At 46.9% G+C, this 24,452-nt stretch carries 23 protein-coding genes, 1 other RNA gene and 1 pseudogene; 20 read left to right on the forward strand and 5 right to left on the reverse strand.

The features are described from left to right. Nucleotides 1-59: 59 nt before the first annotated feature. Both rho and trxA read right to left on the reverse strand, forming a co-directional pair. Complete coding sequence (gene rho / locus ICN11_RS08160; protein WP_216229940.1) at nt 60-1,322, reverse strand: transcription termination factor Rho; 1,263 nt, start codon at nt 1,320-1,322, stop codon at nt 60-62. Nucleotides 1,323-1,557: 235 nt separating this feature from the next. Continuing rightward, nucleotides 1,558-1,884 (reverse strand): thioredoxin TrxA, encoded by a 327-nt coding sequence (gene trxA, locus ICN11_RS08165; RefSeq protein WP_062309025.1) that lies wholly within the window; start codon nt 1,882-1,884, stop codon nt 1,558-1,560. Nucleotides 1,885-2,114: 230 nt separating this feature from the next. Between trxA and ICN11_RS08170 the strand changes: the two genes are divergently transcribed. The 7 genes from ICN11_RS08170 (at nt 2,115) to ICN11_RS08195 (ending at nt 12,591) form a co-directional block, all read left to right on the forward strand. Next, nucleotides 2,115-5,003 carry a PD-(D/E)XK nuclease family protein gene (locus tag ICN11_RS08170; protein WP_255539918.1) on the forward strand — a complete coding sequence of 963 codons (2,889 nt, stop codon included), beginning with the start codon at nt 2,115-2,117 and terminating at the stop codon, nt 5,001-5,003. Further along, nucleotides 5,000-8,506, forward strand: coding sequence for a UvrD-helicase domain-containing protein (locus ICN11_RS08175; RefSeq protein ID WP_370623617.1), 3,507 nt, complete (start codon nt 5,000-5,002; stop codon nt 8,504-8,506). The genes ICN11_RS08170 and ICN11_RS08175 overlap by 4 nt, the downstream gene beginning before the upstream one ends. Nucleotides 8,507-8,617: 111 nt before the next feature. Next, nucleotides 8,618-9,460 carry a tetratricopeptide repeat protein gene (locus ICN11_RS08180; RefSeq protein ID WP_216229942.1) on the forward strand — a complete coding sequence of 281 codons (843 nt, stop codon included), beginning with the start codon at nt 8,618-8,620 and terminating at the stop codon, nt 9,458-9,460. Nucleotides 9,461-9,710: 250 nt separating this feature from the next. Further along, the gene (locus ICN11_RS08185) at nt 9,711-10,199 is read left to right on the forward strand and encodes a LexA family transcriptional regulator (protein ID WP_216229943.1); all 489 of its coding nucleotides are present in this window, start codon (nt 9,711-9,713) and stop codon (nt 10,197-10,199) included. Further along, the gene (locus ICN11_RS08190; RefSeq protein ID WP_216229944.1) at nt 10,196-11,515 is read left to right on the forward strand and encodes a Y-family DNA polymerase; all 1,320 of its coding nucleotides are present in this window, start codon (nt 10,196-10,198) and stop codon (nt 11,513-11,515) included. Before ICN11_RS08185 ends, ICN11_RS08190 begins: the two co-directional genes overlap by 4 nt. A 195-nt stretch (nt 11,516-11,710) precedes the next feature. Further along, entirely contained in the window at nt 11,711-11,842 is a 132-nt protein-coding gene (locus ICN11_RS10735; protein ID WP_255539920.1) for a hypothetical protein, read from the forward strand. A 206-nt stretch (nt 11,843-12,048) separates the two neighbouring features. Further along, nucleotides 12,049-12,591: a TIGR00645 family protein gene (locus ICN11_RS08195; protein ID WP_216229945.1), complete on the forward strand. Its 543-nt coding sequence runs from the start codon at nt 12,049-12,051 to the stop codon at nt 12,589-12,591. A gap of 27 nt (nt 12,592-12,618) precedes the next feature. Here ICN11_RS08195 and ICN11_RS08200 read toward each other — a convergent pair whose 3' ends face one another. After that, nucleotides 12,619-13,275, reverse strand: coding sequence for a putative quorum-sensing-regulated virulence factor (locus ICN11_RS08200; protein ID WP_216229946.1), 657 nt, complete (start codon nt 13,273-13,275; stop codon nt 12,619-12,621). Nucleotides 13,276-13,590: 315 nt separating this feature from the next. Then, nucleotides 13,591-13,688: signal recognition particle sRNA small type (ffs, locus tag ICN11_RS08205), an RNA gene on the reverse strand. A 32-nt stretch (nt 13,689-13,720) separates the two neighbouring features. Here ffs and dnaX point away from each other — a divergent pair. The 13 genes and pseudogenes from dnaX (at nt 13,721) to rlmD (ending at nt 24,164) form a co-directional block, all read left to right on the forward strand. Then, nucleotides 13,721-15,406, forward strand: a complete 1,686-nt coding sequence (gene dnaX, locus ICN11_RS08210; RefSeq protein ID WP_216229947.1) for a DNA polymerase III subunit gamma/tau — start codon at nt 13,721-13,723, stop codon at nt 15,404-15,406. 40 nt (nt 15,407-15,446) lie between these two features. Then, nucleotides 15,447-15,770 carry a YbaB/EbfC family nucleoid-associated protein gene (locus ICN11_RS08215; protein WP_046330302.1) on the forward strand — a complete coding sequence of 108 codons (324 nt, stop codon included), beginning with the start codon at nt 15,447-15,449 and terminating at the stop codon, nt 15,768-15,770. A gap of 25 nt (nt 15,771-15,795) precedes the next feature. Next, a complete protein-coding gene (gene recR / locus ICN11_RS08220) occupies nt 15,796-16,419 on the forward strand; it encodes a recombination mediator RecR (RefSeq protein ID WP_216229948.1) in 624 nt (207 codons plus the stop codon). 106 nt (nt 16,420-16,525) lie between these two features. Beyond that, nucleotides 16,526-16,744 (forward strand): ParD-like family protein, encoded by a 219-nt coding sequence (locus tag ICN11_RS08225; RefSeq protein WP_216229949.1) that lies wholly within the window; start codon nt 16,526-16,528, stop codon nt 16,742-16,744. Beyond that, nucleotides 16,741-17,013 (forward strand): type II toxin-antitoxin system RelE/ParE family toxin, encoded by a 273-nt coding sequence (locus ICN11_RS08230; protein ID WP_216229950.1) that lies wholly within the window; start codon nt 16,741-16,743, stop codon nt 17,011-17,013. Before ICN11_RS08225 ends, ICN11_RS08230 begins: the two co-directional genes overlap by 4 nt. Before the next feature lie 182 nt (nt 17,014-17,195). Beyond that, the gene (locus ICN11_RS08235; RefSeq protein WP_216229951.1) at nt 17,196-17,486 is read left to right on the forward strand and encodes a nucleotidyltransferase family protein; all 291 of its coding nucleotides are present in this window, start codon (nt 17,196-17,198) and stop codon (nt 17,484-17,486) included. Then, entirely contained in the window at nt 17,483-17,839 is a 357-nt protein-coding gene (locus ICN11_RS08240; protein WP_216229952.1) for a DUF86 domain-containing protein, read from the forward strand. Before ICN11_RS08235 ends, ICN11_RS08240 begins: the two co-directional genes overlap by 4 nt. 222 nt (nt 17,840-18,061) lie before the next feature. After that, nucleotides 18,062-19,474 (forward strand): carbohydrate porin, encoded by a 1,413-nt coding sequence (locus ICN11_RS08245; protein WP_216229953.1) that lies wholly within the window; start codon nt 18,062-18,064, stop codon nt 19,472-19,474. A gap of 222 nt (nt 19,475-19,696) precedes the next feature. Continuing rightward, the gene (surE, locus tag ICN11_RS08250) at nt 19,697-20,491 is read left to right on the forward strand and encodes a 5'/3'-nucleotidase SurE (protein WP_216180959.1); all 795 of its coding nucleotides are present in this window, start codon (nt 19,697-19,699) and stop codon (nt 20,489-20,491) included. A 29-nt stretch (nt 20,492-20,520) separates the two neighbouring features. Further along, nucleotides 20,521-21,144, forward strand: a pseudogene (locus ICN11_RS08255) (protein-L-isoaspartate(D-aspartate) O-methyltransferase); the annotation flags it as partial. Further along, on the forward strand, nt 21,141-21,914 hold the full coding sequence (locus ICN11_RS08260; protein WP_255539921.1) for a peptidoglycan DD-metalloendopeptidase family protein: 774 nt from the start codon (nt 21,141-21,143) through the stop codon (nt 21,912-21,914). The pseudogene ICN11_RS08255 and the gene ICN11_RS08260, both read left to right, overlap by 4 nt. Before the next feature lie 8 nt (nt 21,915-21,922). Beyond that, nucleotides 21,923-22,744 carry a 3'-5' exonuclease gene (locus ICN11_RS08265; RefSeq protein ID WP_216229954.1) on the forward strand — a complete coding sequence of 274 codons (822 nt, stop codon included), beginning with the start codon at nt 21,923-21,925 and terminating at the stop codon, nt 22,742-22,744. Continuing rightward, entirely contained in the window at nt 22,737-24,164 is a 1,428-nt protein-coding gene (gene rlmD / locus ICN11_RS08270) for a 23S rRNA (uracil(1939)-C(5))-methyltransferase RlmD (RefSeq protein WP_216229967.1), read from the forward strand. Before ICN11_RS08265 ends, rlmD begins: the two co-directional genes overlap by 8 nt. 74 nt (nt 24,165-24,238) lie before the next feature. Here rlmD and ICN11_RS08275 read toward each other — a convergent pair. Next, nucleotides 24,239-24,452 (reverse strand): IS3 family transposase (locus ICN11_RS08275; RefSeq protein WP_216229955.1); only part of this gene is annotated, 214 nt, incomplete at its 5' end.

A 24,452-nucleotide genomic window follows, 5' to 3' on the forward strand; every position in this document is an offset into this window, starting at 1 on the left:
CGAAATTATGCCATGAAATCAACAACAAAGCGCACTTTTACCGTCTCTCTGAGTCTAAATTAGCCACCCTTACGCATTAAATCGAAGAATTCACCGTTATTTTTGGTGGATTTGAGCTTATCAACGATAAAGTTCATCGCCTCAATATCGTCCATATCGGCCAATAATTTACGTAAAACCCAGATTTTCTGGAGGTTTTCAGCTTTAACCAGCAACTCTTCACGGCGGGTGCCAGACTTGTTGAGGTTAATCGATGGGTAAACACGACGCTCAGCCAAACGACGCTCAAGGTGAACTTCCATGTTGCCGGTACCTTTGAACTCTTCGTAGATGAGGTCATCCATGCGGCTACCAGTTTCAATCAAGGCAGTAGCGATGATGGTGAGCGAGCCACCTTCTTCAACGTTACGTGCAGCGCCGAAGAAGCGCTTTGGACGTTGCAATGCGTTTGCATCCACACCACCAGAGAGTACTTTTCCAGATGAAGGGATAACAGTGTTGTAGGCACGAGCAAGACGGGTAATCGAGTCAAGCAAGATGATGACGTCTTTTTTCATCTCAACTAAACGCTTGGCCTTTTCAATCACCATCTCGGCAACTTGCACGTGACGCACGGCTGGCTCATCAAATGTAGAGGCAACGACTTCGCCGCGAACAGAGCGCTGCATTTCAGTAACTTCTTCAGGACGCTCATCAACCAACAGCACGATCAAGATCGCATCTGGATTGTTTGCAGAAATCGCATGAGCAATGTGCTGCATCATCACGGTCTTACCGGATTTAGGTGAAGACACGATCAAGCCACGCTGGCCATAGCCAATCGGGGAGATCATGTCGATGATGCGGCCAGTTAAATTCTCTTCGGCTTTGATGTCACGCTCTAATTGAACAACGCGATTTGGGTGCAAAGGCGTTAAGTTCTCGAACATGATGCGGTTCTTCAAGGCTTCAGGAGCCAAACCGTTGATCTTGTCTACTTTCACCAATGCAAAGTAGCGCTCGCCATCTTTAGGGGTGCGAACCTCGCCTTCAACGCTGTCACCAGTGTGCAGGTTGAAGCGGCGGATCTGTGCAGGGGAGATATAGATATCGTCCGGAGAAGCCATGTAAGAGGCATCTGGGGAGCGTAAGAAACCAAAGCCATCAGGCAGCACTTCCAAAGTACCGTCACCGAAAACAGATTCACCTTCTTTAGCGCGCTTCTTGAGGATGGCAAACATCAACTCTTGTTTGCGCATACGTTGTGTATTTTCAATCTCCAGGCTGGCTGCCATTTCAAGCAGAGCGGATACGTGGAGTACTTTGAGTTCAGATAATTGCATGTGGTTCTCGGGTGTAAATAAGGATGTAGATGTGTTTTGGGGTATCGCTGTCTAGATGGACATCAGACAGATTGGAAAAACAGAATTTTGGGGAGTTTGCTAAAAAAGAGGGGGAGGGAAAATTGCTGGGAATATTGCCGAAAATCGGGGCACTGAAAGTGCGTTGAAATAGATACTACACTAAAAACCGCTGAAAACCACAGGCTCACCCAGTGAACCTGTGATCAAGGACTATTTACAGATGACTATCAATAAACGCAGTCAACTGGGATTTGGCCAAAGCGCCTACTTTTTGAGCAGCAACAGTGCCGTTCTTAAAGAGGATCAATGTAGGGATGCCACGAATATTGAACTGGGCAGGAACGCCTTGGTTCTCATCCACGTTCATCTTAGCGATTTGGATCTTGTCGCCGTATTCACCAGCCAGCTCTTCAAGGATAGGGCCGATCATCTTGCAAGGACCACACCACTCAGCCCAGAAGTCGAGGAGAACAGGTTTATCGGACTTGAGAACGTCTTGCTCGAAAGAAGCGTCAGTTACATATTTGATGCCGGCACTCATGAAAATTCCTTAATTAGTCTTATTTAGTTTTATATAGTTATTGCACTACAACGCTTATATTAGCAATAAGCCACACTTTCTGCCTAAATTCTAAAAAACCAGCCCCAGAACCACCCTCAATGCCGCATCCATTTCCAACCCTAAATGAGCAAAAACAGCCATATGCTTGGGCAATAGCGCCCAATGCCAGTGCTCTGAAGTCGCTCGCCGAGGGTATCTGGAATTGTGCAATGCAAACAAATCAGCGCCCCTTAGTGGTGCTAAGTACCGCAGGCCCATTATTGGGGGTGAGAGCTGCCCTAGAAAAGTATCGACCTAAAGATCTACCAAGTCATATTGCCTTCCTGCCGCAAGTCATGAGTTTTAACGACTGGCTTGAAGCAGCGCCAGGCGCCTGGAAGTTCCCCAAAAAGCAAACCGATCTAGAGCGTTGGTTATCTGTTTACGCGACACTGCGCAAACATAAGCAGTTGCAATCCTGGTTCAAAGCAGAAACCGAGGCAGGTTCGTGGGGATTGGCGCAGGCCATCATCGCAGCCTGCGATACCTTATCGAACTCTATAGCGCCCAGCCTTCAAAAAGAGCTACATCGATTAATCTCAAATCAAGAAGAGCTTATTGCTCAAAATACGCAATCTTGGATTGAGACTCTTGAACCATTATTGGATCGCACCATTGGGCAGGCATATCCAGCACTTGCAAGAAAAGTAGTGGATCAAGAAGCGCAAGTGCTGCTGACATTTTGGAGATACATCACCAGCCCAAGTGATCCCGCATTTAGAAAGCAATTTGCTATGGCAGCCCATCTTGAGGCTGCTAAGAAAATTTCAAAAGTAAGTACAAAACCTTTACATACAAGACCTTTGATTTGGGTGGAGACTGCAGACCCCACTCCGATTGATAAGCAGCTTATTCAGGGATATTTAGCGGACTATGCACAGTTCGCACCAGCAGTTGAAGTGACGATGAACTGGGAGTCAGTAGCACTCTGGGCAGAGGCATTAAGTCCCCAGATTCCTGAAGAGCAAAAGCTACAAACCATCCAAGCCAATATCAGTAATGCCAATCCAGGGCATTGGAATCTGATTGCCGCTAAGCGATTTGAAGAGTTGGCATGGGCAACAGCTAAAACCATTGAGCAGCAGTTAATAGATGGCAAAACCAATATCGCCCTGGTAGCGCAAGATCGTCTCGTGGCCAGAAGGGCGCGTGCATTGCTGGCACGTCTAGGCCCATCTCTCAAGATTCAAGATGAAACGGGCTGGAAGTTATCCACCACCAGAGCAGCTGCAGCGCTCAATAGTTGGCTCGAGTTATTGCGCGCACCATCTGAGGGTCCGAGTGCAGCTGATCTATTGGAGTTTTTGCAAAATCCATTCTTAGATCTTGGAAAGTGTCTTAACTCCAACAGTACGCGTGACGCAGAATCTTTAAATGGATTGGTGGCGCAGCTCGAAGATATTTTGATTGCTAGCCAGGCTAAATCTGGCTGGGAAACTTTTCATATGGCGATCGAGGGATCGGTCGCACATGGCTCTGCTGCACCTAATCCGCTTTTACTAGAGTTACTGCAATCCATTCGTGGTCGCCTCAATCGTTGGCGTGGAGTCAAAATCAATTGCGCTCTAGCCCATCAATATCTGATGGATGACCTGATTCAAATGGGAATGACTCAGGGCTTAGAAAAAGATTCTGCTGGCAAACAATTGCTTGAGCTCTTGGAAACATTTGATTTTGATGTCGAGCATCAGCAAATTGCGATGCGCCTTAATGAATGGCTCAGCTTATTAAAAACAGTCATTGAAGAATCGTCGTATGAAGAGAAGGGTGTTAGCGCTGCAGCCAGCCTGAGCATCCTACCGTTGAGTTCTACCCGCTTTAGAGAATTTGAATCTGTAGTTATGGTGGGTTGTGATGAACAGCAACTACCTGCATTTTCTGAGCCGCCATTATTTTTCTCGGATGCTTTAAATCGACTCTTGGGTGGATCCAGTATTGAGGCGCAGTTTATTCAGCAGGCGCGAGATCTCTCTCAACTGCTCATCTCGTTCCCCAGCGTTGATCTACTTTGGCAAAGCAAGAGCAAGAGTGGGGAGCCGCTGAGGCCTTCGGCATGGATTCAGAGGCTCCAAATAGATTTACCGAATTGGCAGGCGCAAAATGCCAGTGCATTATTTGCACCTCGCAGTGCAACTTCAGCTCCATCACAAATGGCGATCGCAAGATTAGATTCAGATCTGCCAATGCCAGTCTCGATGAGTCCGAGTGCTTACAAAGCATTACGTGACTGTCCATATAGATATTACGTTCGCAGTCTGTTGGGTCTACGTAAACTCAAAGGCTTTGAAGAAGGCTTTGATGCCTCGCTAGCTGGACAAACGCTCCATAAAATCTTGCGTAATTTCTATCACGCTATGAAAAGCGAGGCGCAAAAATCCGCCTCACCAATCACAGCCGATCCAGAACTGCGCCGAGCTTGGATGCAAGATCAGTTAACACTGATTTCCGAGCAGGTCTTCAAGCGCTTAATTGAAGGTGACGCTAGAGTCTTAGGTGTCTTGAGGGATTGGCAAAAGCAAATCCCGAGTTTTATTCAGTGGCAGTTAGATCGTGAGGCTCAAGGTTGGCAGTTCTACGATGCTGAAGTGAAGGTCGGCTTTGATCTGCCATTCACTGATGTAGATGGAAGTGAGCGTCATATTCGTATTGAGGGTTTTGCGGATCGCTTTGATGTGAGCATTCATGATCCTAAGGCTGCATCAGTGATTGACTATAAGAACCAGAGTCTCACTAAAGTTGAGTGGCGATCCGAGGTAGTTCTGGATGATCCGCAGCTATTAATCTATGCCAGAGCTTCTAATGAGAGTAAAAAAATCCCTGGGCGCGCAGTCAATGCAGCCGAGTGGGTAGCTTTAAAGGCTGACGTAAAAAAAGGTGGGGATGAAGCTGAGCGTTCTGTAGTCATTTCAGAAATGCCAGAACTCATGCAAGAATTTTCTGAACAAATCACCGAGGATGTTCAATCACTCTGGTCCGGAAAGCCGCTTAAAGCATTCGCACCGGATAGCGTTTGCCAGTATTGCGAAGCTAGGGGTATTTGCAGAAAGGGGATGTGGTGAGTAAATCTACGTTCCCAGTCGATATTGCTTGCGATCCCAATCGCTCAGTGATCGTGTCTGCTTGCGCAGGCAGTGGCAAGACTTGGCTGTTAGTTACTCGCATGGTCCGCTTGCTGTTAGCAGGGGCAAAACCTCAAGAAATCCTCGCGCTCACTTTTACTCGTAAAGCTGCGCAAGAGATGCGTGATCGCCTTTATCGCCTTTTAGAGGAATTTTCTCAATCGAGTGATGAGCAACTGACTGGGCATTTAACTGAGCGCGGCCTGAGTGCTGATGCGGCAAAGGCATTGCTACCTACCGCTAAATCCCTCTATGCCAAGGTTCTGGCAAGCCCCCAAGGCATTGTGATTGATACCTTTCATGGTTGGTTTGGCAGGCTCTTAGGTGCATCGCCAATCTCAACTGGCATACAGCCGGGCTTTAGCTTGCGGGAAGATGCAAAGCGTTTGCAAGATGAGTGTCTAGATGATTGGTGGGGTAATTTACCCGAAGGCATTCAAGCGCATTACGACACCTTATTAAGGGCGCTTGGCGCAAGTGAAACTCAGAAGTTCCTGATGAGCAATTACAGCCTCTTTAAGCAAAGAGGGGCTTGGACATTCTTCTCGCAAGCTTGTAAAGCGCATGGCACTACCCCTATTGAGAAACTCAAAGCGGATTTGCCCAGACTGAAGATTGACAATCCTCTCAATAATATTTGGAACGCCATCAACGTCAAAGCAGACTTAGAGTTTTTACATCGCTGCTTTAGTAATAGCAGCGCTACTGAAATGGCCTATGCGCCGATTATTCAAATCGCCATCAATCTCAAGGCTAGCGGTGGGGATGTGATGGAAATTGCATCAATATTGCAGTCCGTATTTTTGACTCAAGACGACACCAATCGCACCTCGAATGACAAAGTTGCCGGTGATCTCAAGAAATATCTCAAAAAAGAGGGTGAGCAAGATCGCGAACTAGAGCATGTCACTTATAAGCAAGCTTGGGCAACAGCTTTCCTGGAATTTGTTGCTTGGAAAAAGGAGCAAGAAGCCTATGCTCTGAATGAAGCATGGTTTGCAATGAGTACCGCAATGTTGGATCACGTGAATACGACTAAAGAATCTATGCGCGTGCGGGACTTTGATGACCTAGAGATTGGTGTCAGTCAGTTAATGGCGGACGCTGCTAATGCAGCCTACTTGCAGTCGAGGCTAGACGCGAAGTACAAACATATTTTGGTGGATGAGTTCCAGGACACCAATCCTTTGCAGTGGCAGATTCTGCGGGCATGGTTAGAGGGTTATGGTCAGGATGAGTCTAAGCCTACCGTCTTTATCGTAGGGGATCCGAAGCAATCGATTTACCGATTCCGTCGCGCAGATCCGAGATTGTTTAATGATGCGCAGGTTTTCTTGGTAAAGGAAATGAACGCGGCCGCATTAAATCAGAACACCACCCGCCGTAATGCGCCAAAAATTAACGAAGCTGTGAATCAAATCTTTGGCACCGAGCAATTGCCAGAGTCATATCCATTTACCGCGCAAAACACTTTATGGAAAGCACCAGTAGAAAACGCTGCAGATGCACCATATACAAACGAGGGTGAAGCCTATTTATTGCCTCTCGTGAAATACGAAGCCGAAGAGTTGGAGCAAAGAGCCGGCAACGCCTTTGAAGAGGCGATTGTGGATGCGCGACAAACTGCCGATGTCACTCAGCGCTACGTTGAGGGTCAGCAGATCAGCGCATTGATACAGAACCTCATTGATACGCGCCCTGTAGTTGATCGCGTCAATGGTAAAGAAGTCTGGCGTAAGGCTAGAGAGAGTGATTTCTTGTTATTGGTTAAACGCCGCAAGTATCTTCCGCAATTTGAGCGTGCTCTGCGTGAGGCAGGTTTAGCATTCGAGAGCTCAAGACTGGGTGGATTACTCAATACTCTAGAGGTTGACGATCTCATTGCCCTTTTGACTATCTTGGTAACACCGCGCCACGATTTGCCACTCGCACAGGTGTTAAGAAGCCCCATCTTTGCGTTTACCGAAAGCCAAATGCAGACCCTCAGCAAGTCAATGGCATCGAATCAATATCGCTCTTGGTGGGATGCTTTGCAAGATAGTCCGGATGCGGGCTTGATGCAGGCGGCACGCTATTTAGAGCATTGGCGCATGCTAGGCGAGCGCCTGCCAGTACATGACTTGCTCGATCGCATTTACCAAGAAAGTGATTTGCGCGTTAAGTACGCAAGCGCCGCTCAAGAGATTGCCCGCGCACAAGTCTTAGCAAACCTCGATGCCTTCCTCGAGTTAGCGCTCAATCAGGATGGTGGCCGTTACCCAAGCTTGGGTCGCTTTATTGAGGAGATCAACACCATCCGCCGAGGCGATGATGATGAAACTCCAGATGAGGGTGATGTTGAGGCGGAAGCAGATCTTGTTGAGCTCGATGAAGAGAGCGAGTTATCTGAGGAAGATAAAAACAAGCGTGTTCGCATGATGACGATTCATGGGGCAAAGGGCCTGGAGTCACCATTTGTCATCATGCTGGACGCTAACCATACTGAAGGCAAGGCGGATCATCGCGGCGTCTTATTGGACTGGCCGCCCGAGAGCGAAAGTCCTAGTCATTTATCGATGTACACCTCGGCCACCCTAACTAATCCTCGTAGCGAAGTGCGTGAACGGGAATTGCTCATAGCTAAGAATGAGAATTGGAATCTGCTGTACGTTGCAATGACCAGAGCAAAGCAGGGGCTTTGGATTAGTGGTGTGGCAAAAGCACCCACCGCAAAAAATCCTATTGGTCTAGATGAGAAGTCTTGGTATGGCAGAGCGATGCTAGGTCAATTAAACATTCTTGAAGATCAACCCGCACCACTAAAAAACCAAGCCCCAATTCCAACAGGGCAGAAGACAGTTAATTCAAGCAATTTCATGATGGATGACTTTGAGGTTTCCTGGGGTGCCGCTAAAGCGAGTTATGAGCAGCTGCTCAAAGATATCGAAAGTGGTGTGACACTTGAAGTCTTCCAAGATGATCACGGCGCACCAGATAACTCCAAAATATTGGAAGAGGGCGTGCACTTTCATCGTTTGCTCGAGCATCTCACCCATCAAACTGGTACAACAAGCCCTGAATCTATGAGCGCAGATCAAATAGCTCTTTGGCTTGGTATTAGCAATGAGTTAGCAAGCAAAGCGCTAGATCAGGCGACCACCGTTCTGAATACTCAAGAGCTCCAGCAGTACCTCACGGCAAATCAGTGGGTGCAGGCCTGGAATGAGATTGATGTTCTGAGTCTGGATGGCAGAAGCTTCCGCTTGGATCGCTTAGTAGAGTTTGATGATCACTTGGCTATTCTCGATTACAAGCTCACCATTCCTGAAGAGGGTAGCGAAGCCAACAGTAAATACCGTGCGCAACTCAATAACTACAAACAAGAGCTGGCCAGAATACGTCCAGATAAGCCTGCTAAGGCCTTTTTGATCTCCTCAAAGGGCGATCTCAAGGAAGTAATCTAGTCCCAAGACCCCTTGAAATTCCCCTTAAAGACCCTATATAAGTAGAGAATAGCAAAAATCCCCAAACTAGGGATAATGAAATTCACACGAAACATCCTACAAGGAGTCCTGATGAAAATTCGTAAAGTAATTAATTTATTCGTTGGCGTATTTGCGGCGGCGCTACTCTTAACTAGTAACGCAGCGTTTGCCGAGGCAACTTTGCCTGAGGTATATCAAGCTGTGCAATCTGGTCAGATGGCTAAAGCCGATGCCATGATGAAAGAGGTTCTACAAAACCATCCTAATAGCGCTAAAGCACACTACGTAGCTTCTGAGCTTTATCTTAAAGAAGGTAAGTTAGAGGCAGCGCGTAATCATTTCATCAAAGCGCAAAACCTAGCCCCTGGTTTACCGTTTGCTCAGCCTGAGTCTGTACAAAAACTTCAGATGCAATTAGCTAGTACTCAAGTTGCGCCTGCTGCCAGTCAGACATCCATTTTTAGTAATCCACTCTTTTGGGGTTTGATTGCCATCTTGGTCATTGGCGTCATGATTGTGATGAGACGTCGTAAGGCTGAAGCAGTGCAGGTCTACAACGCACCAAGCGCTGGTTATCCTGGCACTCCTGGTGGTCCTGCTGGCTACCCCGGAGGTCCCGGTGGCCCTGGCAATCCTGGATATCCTGGAGCACCAGCCGGCGGCATGGGTAGTGGTTTGATGGGCAGTCTTGCAACTGGTGCTGCATTAGGTGCTGGTATGTATGCTGGCCAAGCATTGGCAAGTAACCTCATGGGTGGGCGCGATGGCGGCCATTCCAATGCGGATCACAATGCCAACTCCAATATGAACCAAGTTGGTGGCCCAGCATCCTTAGATCCAAACTTTGGTGTACGTGATGCCAGCTCTTGGGATGATGGTGGCGCTAGTTCATGGGATGACAGTGGTGGTGGCGACTTTATGAGTGATGTCTAAAGAGAATGGAGCGTTTGGCTGAGATCATTGAGGTGGGGCATGTCTGGTTTTACCGGGCAAGCATCTATACCTCGAATGCATTCTTAGATGATCCAGCCATCTTGGCCTTTGCCTTTTGCTAGCCACCCCAACCACCTTCGGGTGGTTTTTTATTGCCCAATATTTAGGCAAATAGCTCAAAAGCAACAAAATGAGCGTCATTTTTAAGGTTTTTACATATACTGTATAAACATACAGTATATTAATACCTATGACGACTCAGATGACTTCCCCAAAAACGACCTTAAGCCAGGCCCCACAAGCCTTAGCTGCTCATGGCGCCTATGAGTTCAAGCTTCTGAGCCACCGTATCTCAGCGGGATTTCCGAGCCCAGCAGCGGATTATGCGGAGGAAGGCCTCGATTTAAACCACTATTTAGTCCAAAACAAGCCGGCCACCTTCATGTTCACCGTAAAGGGTGATTCGATGATGGGCGCGGGTATTTGTGATGGTGACAAGGTGGTGGTCGATAAAGCCCTCAAGCCAAAACATAAAGACATCGTTGTTGCCGTAGTGGACGACGAGTACACCATCAAGCGTCTGTATCAATTGCGCGGCAAAACCGAACTCCAGCCAGAGAACCCAAATTACGAGCCTATTACCTTTAACGAGAACAGCGAACTCCAAATCTGGGGTGTGGTGGTTGGAGTGGTGCGCAGATATAGCCACGCTAGCAGCAGAAACGGTAAATCAATATGAGCACCATTAATCAGGCCGGCCAAACCAACCAACTCTTTGCACTCGTAGATGTGAACAACTTCTATGTATCTTGCGAGCGAGTATTTGCTCCCAAGTTAGAAGATGTACCAATGGTGGTGCTATCTAATAACGATGGTTGTGCGGTAGCGCGTAGTGCTGAAGTCAAAGCGCTGGGTGTGAAGATGGGTACGCCCTGGTTTCAGATGAAAGACCTAGCAAAGCAACATGGCATCCAAGCTTATTCCTCAAACTACACCTTGTATGGCGATATGAGCGGCAGGGTAGTAGAAGTCTTAAGAAAGTTCACACCTAATTTAGAGGTCTACAGTATTGATGAGAGTTTCTTGCAAATAGAGACCGTACTCAAGCAATATGCTGACCCAACTAGCTTAGGTCAAATCATTAAGCAAGATGTTAAAGACACGACAGGTTTGCCTGTATGTGTTGGCATTGGTGCTAGCAAGACGCTCGCTAAATTAGCTAACCACTTAGCCAAGAAGAACCCCCAGTTTGCTGGCGTGTGTGACATCAGTTCCATGTCCAAAGAAGCGCTGTATCAATGGATGGCAGAGACAGCGGTAGGTGAGGTATGGGGCATTGGTGGCAAGACTGCCAAGAAACTCAAAGAGCTCAAGATCAATAGCGTATTTGATTTGGTGCAAGTCTCACCACAAGCCATGCGCCAACAATTTGGTGTGGTGATTGAGCGCATTTGCTACGAGTTGCGTGGCGTATCTTGCTTGCAGCTCGAAGAAGTGGCCCCAGCTAAACAGCAGATTATTTCTTCAAGAAGTTTTGGTAAGCCAGTGACCTCCATGGAAGAGTTGGCTGAGTCTGTTGCTACACATGCTGCAAGAGGTGCCGAGAAACTCAGGAGCCAAAAGTCAGTCACGGGCGCACTCACTATTTTTGTGCAAACCAACCCACATAAGCCGTTTGAGCCACAACACCATCAAAGCATCACAGTAGTTCTGAGTGACCCTAGTGACAACACCTTAACGCTCACAAGCGCTGCATTAAAAGGCTTAAAGCAAATCTACAAGGCAGGTTTTAAGTACAAGAAAGCAGGCGTCATTCTCAATCTCTTGGCTGATAAACCCACCATGCAGCAGTCTTTATTTGATGACATGGAAGTCAAAGGTAAATCTGCTGGACTCATGAAAGCCATGGACTCGATCAATACCCGTTTTGGTAACGCTGCCATCAAAACTGCAGCATCTGGAACCAAAGAAACTGCGCAAGACTGGCAAATGAGATCAGGCAATAGATCACCGAACTACACCACGCAGTGGGATGAGCTGCCGGTTGTGCGCTAAAGAACAAGGCAAACAGCAATATAAAGAACAAGCCAAAAAGATAAATAAATGAATAAAAAAACAACAAATAACACAACTAATTTTACTAGCTCATTTCGTGAGCCAGTAAGCCCATATTCTGAATACATAGCAGCAAAACAGAAGTAGAAAACAAGCCAAACCTAACTAACGTAGATACACACCAGGAGAAATCAAATGGACCTATTAAATAACTTCAACGGCATCTCACTCGCAATCATCATGGTCTTGTCTTACTGCGCAGTATTGAAAAATACAAAGCGTCATGAAAGTGCCACAAAACAAGTATTTACTCGTAAGTATCAGTAAGGAAAGGCAGTAAGGAAGAGCAGTAAAGACAGAAGTAAAAAAAGCAGTAAAGAAAAAATAGAACAAGCAGCAGCTGCCTGGAAGGGGAATAAGGAAATCACGGATTCCTTATTCCCTAGCAAAGGCAAAAGTCATCAGAATCACCCTACCCAAGATAGGTGTAATGAGATTATAAAAATGTCATAAATGTGGATAAAATCCCATATATGACCGATGACAAGCAAACCTATATAGATAAAAAATTACGCCCACTGCCACGCTGGATATTTATGTCCCGCTGGTTGCAGGCACCACTCTATCTGGGGTTGATAGTTGCCCAAGGTGTCTATGTATGGCAGTTCTGGATAGAGCTGGTCCATCTCATTACGATGATGGCGGATAAGTCGATGACTGAAACTGCCCTCATGCTGGTGGTGCTTGGGTTGATTGACGTAGTGATGATCTCCAACCTGTTGGTCATGGTCATCGTGGGTGGATGGGAAACCTTCGTCTCCCGCCTAGAGCTAGAGAATCACCCAGATCAACCTGAGTGGTTATCGCATGTCAATGCAGGCGTACTCAAGGTAAAGCTGGCAACCGCCATCATTGGTATCTCATCAATCCACTTGCTCAAGACTTTCATCAACGCAGCATCCTATGATGAAAAAACCTTGATGTGGCAAACCTTAATCCACATTACCTTTGTGTTGTCAGCGGTAGCGATTGCTTATACAGAAAAGCTAGTGACCTCAGCACATAAACAACATTAAAGCTACAGCAAAAAACCCAGTAAAGATTTAGGCCTGCAAGGCCTTGCGAAGGTATTCGGAGACGTTATCCTGACGCAGCATCCATTGTTTGTAGTCAGATGGAACCATGCTGATCAACTCACCTTTGTGCTTGCCAAAAGGCATAACAGTTGGGACGCGAGCTTTCTCAGACATTTCCCATAAAGCATCTAAAGAAGCGGGGTGCAAACGATCAATGATTTGACCCAAAATCTTGGAGCAGATCCAGACATCTGCTAGCGCACTATGCGCATCACGTAGTTGTTCTCTAGCAGTAGCTCTTTCAAAGTAGTAGAGCAGGGCGCTTTGGGTATGGCTGTCTAAGTCAGGCCAAAGGCTACGAGCGAGAGCGAGAGTGCAAATGCGTTTCACTTCAGGCTTACCAATAGCCTCCCAGTCAAAATCCACGCTATGACCAATGATGTATTTAGTGCCGCCAGGCAATCTAAATGAAGTGCTAGCAGGGCAATTAACCAATTCCTCATCCATGATGTGGTGAGTAGCTAAAGCACCTAAGCTAATCGGTTTGCCTGGGTTGTAACGCTGTACCCAAGGATTGCCGACGGCAAGAGGGTTAATGGACGTGACATCTAAAGAGGCGGCCTCAATGATGACGGCATTGTTCTTATCGGTTGCTTCTACATCGAAAATAATGGCTTGTGGCATAACTTCTTAACCTAAAGGTAACTGAATGGTTATTGTGCCTTGAAGTTTTGGAGCTCTGCAATTAATTGATATTTCCTACAGCGGAATCATCCTCAATCTATTTCATTTGGGCCTCTAAGACTCTACGCTAAATCTTTCAGACTACAGCGGGGATTTGAATGCGACTTTCTATTGAGTGTTCTCACAAGCATTTGAAGCTGTTCAAAATCTCTTTAGATTCAAGAGTCATGCTCGTTTTACTGATTATTTGGATGATTTGGGGAATCTTCAGGGTCTTAAAGATCCTGTAATTGAGCTAAATCTAGCTTGGGGAAGGTGGACGAGCCCGACCCCCGGCACTGACAGAATTGGGTTTGGCTGCTTCGTTCCCGACCTGACCAGGTTATCCAAACCGCCATGCGGGGAGGCCCGTCCAATTCCATTTTAGCTTGTTAGAATGTAATACATGACAGCATTGGCTTTAGCCCGTTCGTGGCGCCCTAAAACTTTCTCCCAATTGGTAGGACAAGACCATGTGGTTAAGGCATTAACCCATGCCTTAGACCAGGGTCGACTACACCACGCTTGGCTCTTTACAGGCACTCGCGGGGTCGGAAAGACCACTATTGCCCGAATTATGGCCAAAGCTCTCAATTGCACCGGGGAAGACGGCCAAGGTCGCATGACCTCAGAACCCTGCGGAAAATGCCCAGCTTGCCTAGAAATCGATGCCGGTCGCTTTGTTGACTATATTGAGATGGATGCTGCGAGTAATCGCGGGGTAGACGATATTGCCGCTCTATTAGAGAAGGCAGCCTATGCTCCAAGTAATGCGCGTTACAAGGTTTACATGATTGACGAGGTGCACATGCTCACCAATCATGCTTTTAATGCCATGCTCAAGACGCTCGAAGAGCCGCCTGAACATGTGAAGTTCATACTTGCGACAACCGATCCCCAAAAGATTCCAGTAACTATTTTGTCCCGTTGCTTGCAGTTCAATCTCAAGCAAATGCCAGTGCCGCTCATCGTTGAGCATTTAGAAAAAGTGCTCGCAGCAGAAAAGGTGGATTGCGAAACCAATGCACTGCGTGTTTTAGCAAAAGCAGCCCAAGGCTCCATGCGTGATGCCTTATCACTGACTGATCAAGCTATTGCATACGCAGCTGGCAAAGTATCTGAAGAAGCAGTGCGCGGCATGCTTGGCACATTGGATGATGCTTATCTCATTCGTATTCTGGACGCCTTGATTGCAAAAGATGGAGCGACGTTGCTAGCTATCTCTAATGAGATGGGTGAGCGCAGTATGTCTTTCTCATTGGCGCTTGCTGATCTATCAAGCCTCATTCAGAAAATTGCTGCAGCACAAATCGTTCCAGAATCTGTTTTAGAAGATTGGCCTGAAGCTGCAGAGATTCGTCGCTTAGCTGGTGCGCTTACAAAAGAAGAAGCGCAGCTCTTCTACCAAATCAGTATCACCAGCCGTCCAGATTTATCACTCGCACCTGATGAGCAAACTGGCTTTGCCATGACGCTTCTACGTATGCTGGCCTTTCGTCCCGGAAATGAAACTCCAGGCAGGGTAGGGAGTAACGGCGGCAATTCAGCTCCACCAGTAGCAAGCGCCCCAAAACCAGCGGCCCCAGCAAATCAAACTGCTGCTCCAGCAAGATCAGCGCCTGCAGCATCTGCTCCAGCCCCTATGGCAGCTGGGCCTGCCGTTTCAGCTCCTCCAGCTCCTGCGCCAGCGGCCACTGCATCTGCAGCTGATCGTCCAGACTGGCATGCCTTGATGCGTCAGTTGCCGGTTAAAGGTTTGGTTCAGCAGTTAGCATTTCAGACAGAGTTGCAAGATTGGGAAGATTCACCAGCAGGCGTGCGCGCTACAGTTGTGACACCAATGCCGCAACTAGCTTCCGAAGCTTCAGTTGGTCGTCTGGTGGATGCCTTATCAGCACACTTCGGCAAACCGATCGAAGTATTAATCGAGAAGGGTGAAGTTGAAGGCAAGACAGTAGCTAAAGTCGATGCGCAGATTCATCAAGAGAAAAGACAAAACGCAGAGCAGATGATTGCTCAAGATCCATTTATTCAGCAATTAGAAAAAGAGTTTGGAGCCAAAGTAGTTGGTGGCTCTGTTAAACCTCTTTGATTGCCAGATTTAACAATATTAAATACAGGGAAATAAAGCGATGATGAAAGGTGGCCTTGCTGGTTTGATGAAACAAGCCCAGCAGATGCAAGAGAAGATGAAGGTAGCGCAAGAGCAATTGGCTGCGCTAGAAGTCACTGGCCAAGCGGCTGGTGGTTTAGTCAAAGTCACTATTTCTGGCAAGCACGAAATGAAACGCGTGCAGATCGATCCAGGCGCAATGGATGATCGCGAAATGCTCGAAGACTTATTGGTTACCGCCTATACAGAAGCATTTAAACAAGTAGAAGCTGCTAGCTCACAAGTGATGTCTGGTGCTACTGCTGGTATGCCAATGCCTCCTGGCTTCAAGTTACCTTTTTAATCATTAATAAAAAACTGTTTATTTAATGGCACGTCAAGAAGCTCCACAAGATGCTCTCGGTCGATTGATCGAAGCATTGCGTGTATTGCCTGGAGTGGGACCAAAGTCAGCGCAACGCATGGCTTTCTATCTACTGCAGCATGATCGTAATGGTGCAGCAGTTCTTGCCCAATCATTAGGTGAGGCTGTAGAGACAGTAGGGCACTGTGCCCGTTGCAATACCTTCTCCGAAACCCAAATCTGCGCAACTTGTAACGATGATCGTCGTGATCCATCTTTACTGTGCATTGTGGAAACACCTGCTGACCAAGTGATGGTTGAGCAGACATTAAGCTTCAAAGGTAATTACTTTGTATTGATGGGTCGTATCTCGCCACTCGATGGCATGGGCCCCAATGAAATCCATTTCGATCGATTGCTTAATCGCATTGAAGCTCCAGACACTGGAGTACCAGTCAGGGAAGTGGTTCTGGCAACGAATTTCACAAGCGAAGGTGAGGCCACAGCCCACTACATTGGTGAAGTACTTAAATCCAAAGGCATCAAAGTCACCAGAATTGCTAGAGGCATTCCGGTTGGTGGTGAACTGGAATATGTCGATGCGGGAACCTTAGCCAGGGCGCTAATGGATCGTAGATCGGTAAGTTAGATATCAGTGACACCCCAGAACCACTATAGACAAGGTGGTTAATACAAAAAGTTGCTTTTTGCAACCTTTTGTATTAAATTGAGACCAATTCAATAAGGGGTTCGTTATGTCTATAGCAATCAAGTTATCAGATGTGTTGGTGGAAGACGCCAAGCCTTATGCTCAAGCAATGCATAGATCAGTGCCAAAGCAAATAGAATATTGGGCTCGCCTGGGTAAGGTAGCCGAGGAGAATCCTGATCTACCAATTCACATGCTCCAAGATATGCTTGTGAGTATTGAAGAGGTAAAAGCCGGCAATCTTTCCCCATATAAATTCGGATGAGGGTATCAACAACGCCTCGATTTGATCGAGCCATCAAGAAGATCTCTCCCGCTGAAAAAAAGACCCTTGATTCTGCAGTCAAACAGATTATCTCCGAGCCATTTATTGGTGAAATGAAGAAGGGTGATTTATTGGGCGTTCAGGTATATAAATTTCGCCATCTTCAACAGCAAATGTTGTTGGCTTACTCGGTCAGCCTAGATGGAGCTCAAATCGCACTAATTGGCTATGGAGTGCACGAAAATTTTTACCGAGACCTTAAGCGCTAGGGTGGTAAATAGCAGGGGAGCCCCTAATCGTCACTAATTCGACATAAATTCTAGGAATTGAAAAATTTGATTTAGCGGTTTCTAGGCAACCCCCACTATCTGATATCTTTTAAACATCACTTACCCCGCCGAAAAGCTGGAAGTATTGATCTTCAGACGAAAAATTCGGATAATCAACCACTATGAAACCATCTATCGCCATGAACGCTCACAGGGCTGAAATTCGCTTAATTGTCGAAGCGCATCATGCTAGTAATGCCCGTGTTTTTGGGTCGGTTGCTTCCCGTACTGATGTCGAGGGAAGTGATTTAGATGTTTTGATTGATCCCACTGTAGAGACTACTCTATTTGATATAGGTGCGATTCGATATAAATTAAGGCAACTTTTAGGTGTTCCGGTTGATGTTTTGACCCCAAATGCCTTGCCGGAGAAATTTCGTGGGTCTGTGATTGCCCATGCCCTGCCAATATGAGTCGTGATCCCCAGCGATTACACGATTACTTGGGGCACATTCTTCTGGCGATTAATAGAATTCAGGGCTACTGTGCGGACATTGATGAGGCTGGTTTCTTAGGGAGTCACTTGATTCAAGATGCGGTAATTCGTAATTTTGAGATTATTGGTGAAGCTAGCAATAACATAGAGCGCCATTTCCCTGAATTTGCCGCTAGCAATCCAGATCTGCCATTGATGATTGCTTACGAGATGAGAAACGCCTTAGCGCATGGCTACTTCAAGGTTGACCTGCAAATTGTCTGGAAAACAATTGAGATGGATCTTCCAATTATTCAAGAACAGGTTACTAGGCTAATCAATATCCAATAAAGTTGGATTACTTCACTGCACCAAGATTGCAGTTGATGGTGAAATAGTCACTAAATCGACATAAATTCTAGGTAAATTGCCTCTTTTTGGGGATAATTTGGTCTGCACCACTGTTGAGCTTCAATCTCACACCGTGCCTATCCGAGCTGTCTTGTTTTTACCCCGGTAGATCTGGCCCTTAGTTTTCATTAGCCATTGATGCTAAGTATTGCGAAATTGTGAATGACCCACAAATCCTATCTTCTCCTGCCTTGCTTGCTTGCTGTCTTTTGCAGCATGAGTGCGCACGCCCAGAAGGCAGGATCTGGTTCGGATCAGATTGCTACATTTGCATCTCCTATTGAGAGCTTTCCCACCGAAGGGGAACTCTTTGGATTGCCGGTGAATATCCACGGTCAAACAACGTATATCAATCAGCGTTACAACAACTTCACCTCCTCATACTCTGGCATGAATAGTATGTCGGATTTAAAGTCCATGAGCTATACCTGGTCTGGCACCTTATTCCTTGGTGCAAGAGTTGCCCCCAATACGGATATTTATTTCAACCCAGAGGTTTTCTCGGGCATTCCCTTTTCTGCATTAGTGGGTCTAGGTGGCTTCACTAACGGTGAGGCTAATAAAGCTGGTGGTACACAAGCGAAGTTTTATTCTGCGCGTGCCTTTGTGCGTCAAACGATCAATCAAGAGGGCGACAAAGTCGTTCTGGAGAATGAAGCCAATCAAATTACGCAAACTGTCAGTAGCAATCGTGTAGTTCTGACTGGTGGTCAGTTCTCCACACTGGATATCTTTGATGACAGCCGTTACGCCAAAGACCCCCGCATTCAGTTTATGAACTGGGGCAATATGACCTATCTAGCCTATGACTACGCAGCCGATGCAAGAGGCTACAGTTGGGGCTTAGCGGGTGAGTGGTATCTCGATAACTGGGTGATGCGCGCCTCACGCATGCTTGCTCCTAAAACACCAAATGGCCGTGATCTCAATTGGCAAATCTTCAACACCTACGGCGATCAAATAGAAGTAGAGCGCCAGCACAATATTGCCGATCTTCCTGGCAAGGTGAGCGTCTTGGCTTACCGCAACAAAATGATGTTGGCGCGTTTTCAGGATGCTACAAACTATGTCATTCAGAATAATGCGCAGGGGACCCAAGCAATTAACAATGTGCGCAACAACATGCAATACAAAACCGGTATTGGTTTGCATGGAGAACAAGCTTTAACAAAAGACCTTGGTATCTATGGTCGCGCCTTTACATCGGATGGCCACACTGAAACCATGTCATTCACTGAAGCAGATAACTCTATCTCTGTTGGTATGGGTATGAATGGCACAAGTTGGAAGCGCCCCAATGACAGCATTGGCATCTCCATGATGCAAAACGGCTTGTCTAGCTACCGCCGAGCTTATCTGCAAGCAGGTGGTGTGTCTTATTTCATTGGTGACTACGCTAGCCCAAGCCAGACGATTTCGTATTCACCAGAGCGGATTGGTGAGGTGTATTACAACGCCACCGTGATCAAGAACGTTCTAGCGGGTTTGAACTTTCAGCACATTATTAATCCCGCCTATAACTCGGCTCGCGGACCTGTAAACATCCTGTCTTTTAGGGTTCATGCCGAGTTTTAACGGTTTCGGGCTGTCCTTGCTTAATTAGGCTATAAAAATCAATTAGATAAGTGTTTTCTTGGGGTTCCTCACCCCAGTGCACCCCTATAATCAACAAAAGTTTAGTCGTTAACTTATTTTGCGTAAATGAGCTGTTCCAAGGGATGCGAATCTAGGCTTTAAAGCGCTCATCTGGAAACGGTATGGTTCAAAAAGAAGTGATGGGATCGCATTAAAAATATTATGAGTGAAAACACAAAACAGCCACATATCCTGATTTCAAATGATGATGGCTATCTTGCCCCGGGCCTATTGGCCTTAGTTAACGCTATTCGTCCATTGGGACGAGTTACTGTGATTGCCCCAGAGCAAAACCACAGTGGCGCCTCAAACTCTTTAACACTCTCACGACCACTATCGATTCATCGAGTGGCTGGTGGTGAGCGTGATGGCTTCCTATTTATTAACGGTACACCAACCGATTGCGTGCATATCGCCATGACGGGTTTCTTAGATGAAAAGCCGGATCTCGTAGTTTCTGGAATTAATCAGGGTGAGAACATGGGTGAAGACACTCTTTACTCCGGCACTGTTGCTGCTGCAGTTGAGGGTGTGATGTTCGGTGTTCCCGGCATTGCTTTCTCACAAATTGATAAAGGCTGGAATCGCATTGAAGATGCCGCAAAAGCAGCGCACGATATCGTTGCGCAAATGCTGGTATCCAAGATGGCCCATAGCGAAGGTCCTGCAACTTTATTGAATGTGAACATTCCCAATCGTCCTTATGCCGATCTCTATCGTTGGAGAGTGACTCGCTTGGGTAATCGTCATCACTCTCAGCCTGTAGTAGTGCAGAAGAGCCCACGTGGTGACGATATTTATTGGATTGGTGCAGCAGGGCACGCAAAAGACAGCTCTGAAGGAACAGACTTTCATGCAATTGATGAGGGATGTATCTCCATTACCCCAATGCAGTTGGATCTAACCCATCATGCTCGCTTAGCTGCGATGCGTGCTAATGGTTGGGATCGCGGTTGAGGCCAGCAGCGGAACGTAATGCCGGTCATCGGCAAGCTTTAGCTGCGAAAGTGCTCGCTGCTGGGGTTAAGCACGGTAAAACATTGGAAGCGATTGCCACTGTTCCACGCCATGCATTCATGGATGCGGGTATGCACCCTCAGGCTTACGAAGATACCGCTTTACCGATTGGCCATTCACAAACGATTTCTAAGCCATCTGTAGTGGCTCGCATGATTGAGCTATTACATAAGCCTAAGCAGTCGCTAGGAAAAGTATTAGAGATTGGCACCGGCTGTGGATATCAAGCAGCAGTTTTGAGTTTGCTGTCGGACGAGGTGTATTCCATAGAACGTATTCGTCCATTGCACGATATGGCTAGAGAGAAGCTGCGCCCATTTCGAATTAAAAACCTCCGCCTGATCTATGGAGATGGCATCTTGGGTCTACCCCAGGCCGCACCATTTGATGGAATCATTCTGGCAGCAGCCGGCTTGGGCATTCCGGACGCCCTGCTGGATCAACTGGCTATTGGCGGACGCCTAGTGGCTCCCGTTGCCAAGAATGAGAAAGAACAGCAATTGATCATGGTGGAGCGGATGAGCTCCCAGCGCTATCAAAGAACCGTTCTGGACGAGGTCTTTTTTGTCCCCTTACAATCAGGGGTAGTATGAAAATCCCTATGAATATCCCGTCTAAATACCTCCTATTGCTGGTCGCTATAGCGTCCTTAGTGTTCAATGTGGGTTGCTCAACTACTCCTAGAGCAAAGCCAGCGAATGTGGTTGATCGCAGTGGTGGCGGTAATGAGCCAACTCCTCCAGGCTACTATCGTGTTAAGCGCGGTGATACCTTGGCACGGATTGCATTGGACAACGGTCAGTCTCCACGCGACTTAGCACAGTGGAACAATATGTCGAACCCCAATCAGATTGAAATAGGGGATCTCATTTTGGTAAAGCCGCCAGCTAATAGCAAGATGACTGTTAAGCCTATTCCGAAAACAGCCGCTGATACTCCCAAAACCGATGCGCCAAAAGTAGATGCTCCTAAAGCAGAGCCTGCAAAAGAAATGGTTGCTGAACCGGGTATTCGTTTGTCATGGCCGGCCAAAGGCAAGGTCACTGAAGATTTCAGTGAAAAAACCAAAGGTATTGATATTGCCGGTAAGTTAGGCGAGCCTGTGACGGCTGCCTCTGACGGTAAAGTGGTTTACGCTGGCAACAGCTTGCGTGGCTATGGCAATCTGGTCATCATCAAGCATGACAATACCTACCTCACAGCCTATGCCCATAACCGGACACTTCTGGTTAAAGAGGGTGATGCGGTAAAGAAAGGGCAGAAGATTGCTGAGATGGGTGACACCGATACCAATTCAGTAAAACTTCACTTTGAATTACGCGTGAATGGCAAGCCAGTAAATCCTACGCCGTACCTGCAGTAATCGCCAGTATGGCAACCGTACTCGTCTTCGATATTGAAACTATTCCTGATGTTGCGGGATTGCGTCGTCTTAATGACTATCCCGATGACTTATCTGATAGTGAAGTCGCCGCCAAGGCAATGGCTGATCGCGCGGAGAAGACGGGCAGTGAGTTTCTGCCGCTGTATCTGCAACGCATTTGTGCTATTTCTTGTGTCATTCGTAGAACTACTAAAGATGGCTCACCGCAAATTAAGGTTGGTACATTAGGCACTGCGCAGGATGATGAGAAAGTATTGATTCAGACTTTCTTTGAGCTTGTTGAAAAATATACTCCTCAGCTAGTGTCTTGGAATGGCAGTGGTTTTGATCTGCCAGTACTCCACTACCGCGCATTAGCAAACCATGTGCAAGCACCGCGCTACTGGGAGATGGGTGAGAGTCAAGAAAACGATAGCCGTGAATTCAAGTGGAATAACTACATCAGTCGTTATCACATGCGTCATCTCGATTTGATGGATCTCTTGGCAAAATTTAATGCTCGTGCCAATGCGCCTTTAGATGGATTGGCAAAACTCTGTGGTTTCCCGGGCAAGATGGGTATGGATGGCAGTCAAGTCTGGCCTGCTTATCAAGATGGCAGGATTGATGAGATCCGTCGCTATTGCGAAACTGATGTCGTTAATACCTATCTGATGTACTGCCGCTTTCAATTGCTGCGTGGCGGCTTCTCATTAGAGGAGTACAAAGAAGAAATCACTTTCGTTAAAGCCTATTTAGAAAAAGAATCTCAAGAGCCGCATGGTGAGCAGTGGCAAGAATATCTCTTGGATTTCACTCCCGATGCGTAGAGGTGAAAAGCCAGTTCACATCGTTGTGACTGAGCCGGTACGAGTTGACTCCCTTGATCTTGATGCCCAAGGCATTGCGCGCTTAGCGCCCAATGAGGAAGAGCTCAATCAAGGTCAAAGTGGTAAGGTGGTTTTCATTCAGGGCGCATTGCCAACTGAGCTTGTCACTTATGTCATTACGCGTGATAAAGCCCGCTTTAGTAAAGCCAAAGTACTCGACATTCTCAAGCCTGCCGTATTTAGAGCTGAACCCAAATGCAAAGCCTTTGGTGTCTGTGGTGGTTGCACCATGCAACACTTGGATATACGGGCGCAGGTTGCCATGAAGCAACGTGTACTTGAGGATGATCTCAAACACATAGCAAAAGTCGCCCCTGAAGAAATCCTTCGCCCTATGGGTGGCCCCGCCTGGGAATACCGTCATCGTGCGCGCTTAAGTGCGGTTAATCGTTCGATCAAAAAAGGCACCGTGCTGATTGGATTTCATGAGGGCAAGAGTGGTTATGTTGCTGACATGACTGCTTGTGAGATTTTGCCCAAACACGTTTCCGATCTACTGCCAGAAATGCGTAAATTGGTAATGGGTTTATCCATTGTCGATCGCATGCCACAGATTGAGATTGCTGTAGGTGAGCCTGAAGATCCCAATTCAGATGACCCTAAAAAATCAAAACCAGTCACTGCATTGGTTTTCAGAAACCTTCTACCTTTAACGCCAGCCGACGAACAATTGCTCAGAGACTTTGCGGATACCCATCAAGTCTGGGTGTGGTTGCAGCCTAAAGGTATTGAAACTGTTTCACCGTTCTATCCATTAACGGGCAAGCTTTGCTATCGCCTGCCCGAGTTTGAAATCGAGATGCCGTTTAAGCCGGCGGATTTCACGCAGGTGAATCACATGATGAACCGCGCTTTGGTCAGCAGGGCGATTCGCTTGCTGGAAGTGAAGCCAAGTGATCGTGTACTCGATTTGTTCTGTGGCATTGGTAACTTCACGCTGCCACTGGCTAGACGTGCAAAAACTGTATTAGGTATCGAGGGTCTAGAAAGCCTGACTACTCGAGCCAAAGCCAATGCAGAGCACAATCAGCTCGCCGATAAAGTCAGCTTCATGCAAAGCAATTTGTTTGAAGTGACTACAGAAACAATTGCTTCGTGGAGTAAAGCTGAGCGTTGGTTAATGGATCCTCCTCGTGAAGGTGCCATGGAGATCTGCCAAGCATTAGCCTTATTGCATGAGCAGGGCAGCGACCTTCCGCCACAGCGCATTGTGTATGTGTCCTGCAATCCAAAGACGCTAGCCAGAGATACAGAGATTCTGTGCCATCAAGCGGGTTATGCTCTCAAGAGTGCGGGCATCGTCAATATGTTCCCCCACACATCCCATGTGGAGTCTATGGCGGTATTTGAAAGACCTTGAGACCTTAAGAAGTCAGTATCAAGATAAAGAAAAAGGCACCCGCTGAACTGACCCACAAAAGTTGGACAGTTTTATTAGGTTAGCACGAGGGATTGAGTTCGGTATTGCACCGGACTTAATCCCTTTAGTTTTTGTTTGATCCGATCATGGTTGTAGTAGTGGATATATTCCTTTAGCTCTGTTTTAAATGATTGAACATCGTCAAACTTCTTTTGATAGAAGAACTCAGTTTTCATAATCCCAAACCAGTTTTCCATGACGGCGTTATCCAGGCAGTTGCCTTTTCTA

Source organism: Polynucleobacter sp. 78F-HAINBA (assembly GCF_018882325.1).
Classification (GTDB): domain Bacteria; phylum Pseudomonadota; class Gammaproteobacteria; order Burkholderiales; family Burkholderiaceae; genus Polynucleobacter.

Excerpts from the sequence above, each read along its gene's own strand:
- ICN11_RS08170 (WP_255539918.1), top strand. The coding sequence starts at position 2,115 with ATGCAAACAAATCAGCGCCCCTTAGTGGTGCTAAGTACCGCAGGCCCA.
- ICN11_RS08190 (WP_216229944.1), top strand. The coding sequence starts at position 10,196 with ATGAGCACCATTAATCAGGCCGGCCAAACCAACCAACTCTTTGCACTC.
- ICN11_RS08240 (WP_216229952.1), top strand. The coding sequence starts at position 17,483 with ATGAGTCGTGATCCCCAGCGATTACACGATTACTTGGGGCACATTCTT.
- dnaX (WP_216229947.1), top strand. The coding sequence starts at position 13,721 with ATGACAGCATTGGCTTTAGCCCGTTCGTGGCGCCCTAAAACTTTCTCC.
- ICN11_RS08185 (WP_216229943.1), top strand. The coding sequence starts at position 9,711 with ATGACGACTCAGATGACTTCCCCAAAAACGACCTTAAGCCAGGCCCCA.
- ICN11_RS08200 (WP_216229946.1), bottom strand. The coding sequence starts at position 13,275 with ATGCCACAAGCCATTATTTTCGATGTAGAAGCAACCGATAAGAACAAT.
- ICN11_RS08230 (WP_216229950.1), top strand. The coding sequence starts at position 16,741 with ATGAGGGTATCAACAACGCCTCGATTTGATCGAGCCATCAAGAAGATC.
- ICN11_RS08225 (WP_216229949.1), top strand. The coding sequence starts at position 16,526 with ATGTCTATAGCAATCAAGTTATCAGATGTGTTGGTGGAAGACGCCAAG.
- ICN11_RS08260 (WP_255539921.1), top strand. The coding sequence starts at position 21,141 with ATGAAAATCCCTATGAATATCCCGTCTAAATACCTCCTATTGCTGGTC.
- ICN11_RS08215 (WP_046330302.1), top strand. The coding sequence starts at position 15,447 with ATGATGAAAGGTGGCCTTGCTGGTTTGATGAAACAAGCCCAGCAGATG.
- rho (WP_216229940.1), bottom strand. The coding sequence starts at position 1,322 with ATGCAATTATCTGAACTCAAAGTACTCCACGTATCCGCTCTGCTTGAA.
- ICN11_RS08245 (WP_216229953.1), top strand. The coding sequence starts at position 18,062 with ATGACCCACAAATCCTATCTTCTCCTGCCTTGCTTGCTTGCTGTCTTT.
- recR (WP_216229948.1), top strand. The coding sequence starts at position 15,796 with ATGGCACGTCAAGAAGCTCCACAAGATGCTCTCGGTCGATTGATCGAA.
- ICN11_RS08235 (WP_216229951.1), top strand. The coding sequence starts at position 17,196 with ATGAAACCATCTATCGCCATGAACGCTCACAGGGCTGAAATTCGCTTA.
- ICN11_RS08265 (WP_216229954.1), top strand. The coding sequence starts at position 21,923 with ATGGCAACCGTACTCGTCTTCGATATTGAAACTATTCCTGATGTTGCG.
- ICN11_RS08195 (WP_216229945.1), top strand. The coding sequence starts at position 12,049 with ATGACCGATGACAAGCAAACCTATATAGATAAAAAATTACGCCCACTG.
- rlmD (WP_216229967.1), top strand. The coding sequence starts at position 22,737 with ATGCGTAGAGGTGAAAAGCCAGTTCACATCGTTGTGACTGAGCCGGTA.
- ICN11_RS10735 (WP_255539920.1), top strand. The coding sequence starts at position 11,711 with ATGGACCTATTAAATAACTTCAACGGCATCTCACTCGCAATCATCATG.
- trxA (WP_062309025.1), bottom strand. The coding sequence starts at position 1,884 with ATGAGTGCCGGCATCAAATATGTAACTGACGCTTCTTTCGAGCAAGAC.
- surE (WP_216180959.1), top strand. The coding sequence starts at position 19,697 with ATGAGTGAAAACACAAAACAGCCACATATCCTGATTTCAAATGATGAT.
- ICN11_RS08180 (WP_216229942.1), top strand. The coding sequence starts at position 8,618 with ATGAAAATTCGTAAAGTAATTAATTTATTCGTTGGCGTATTTGCGGCG.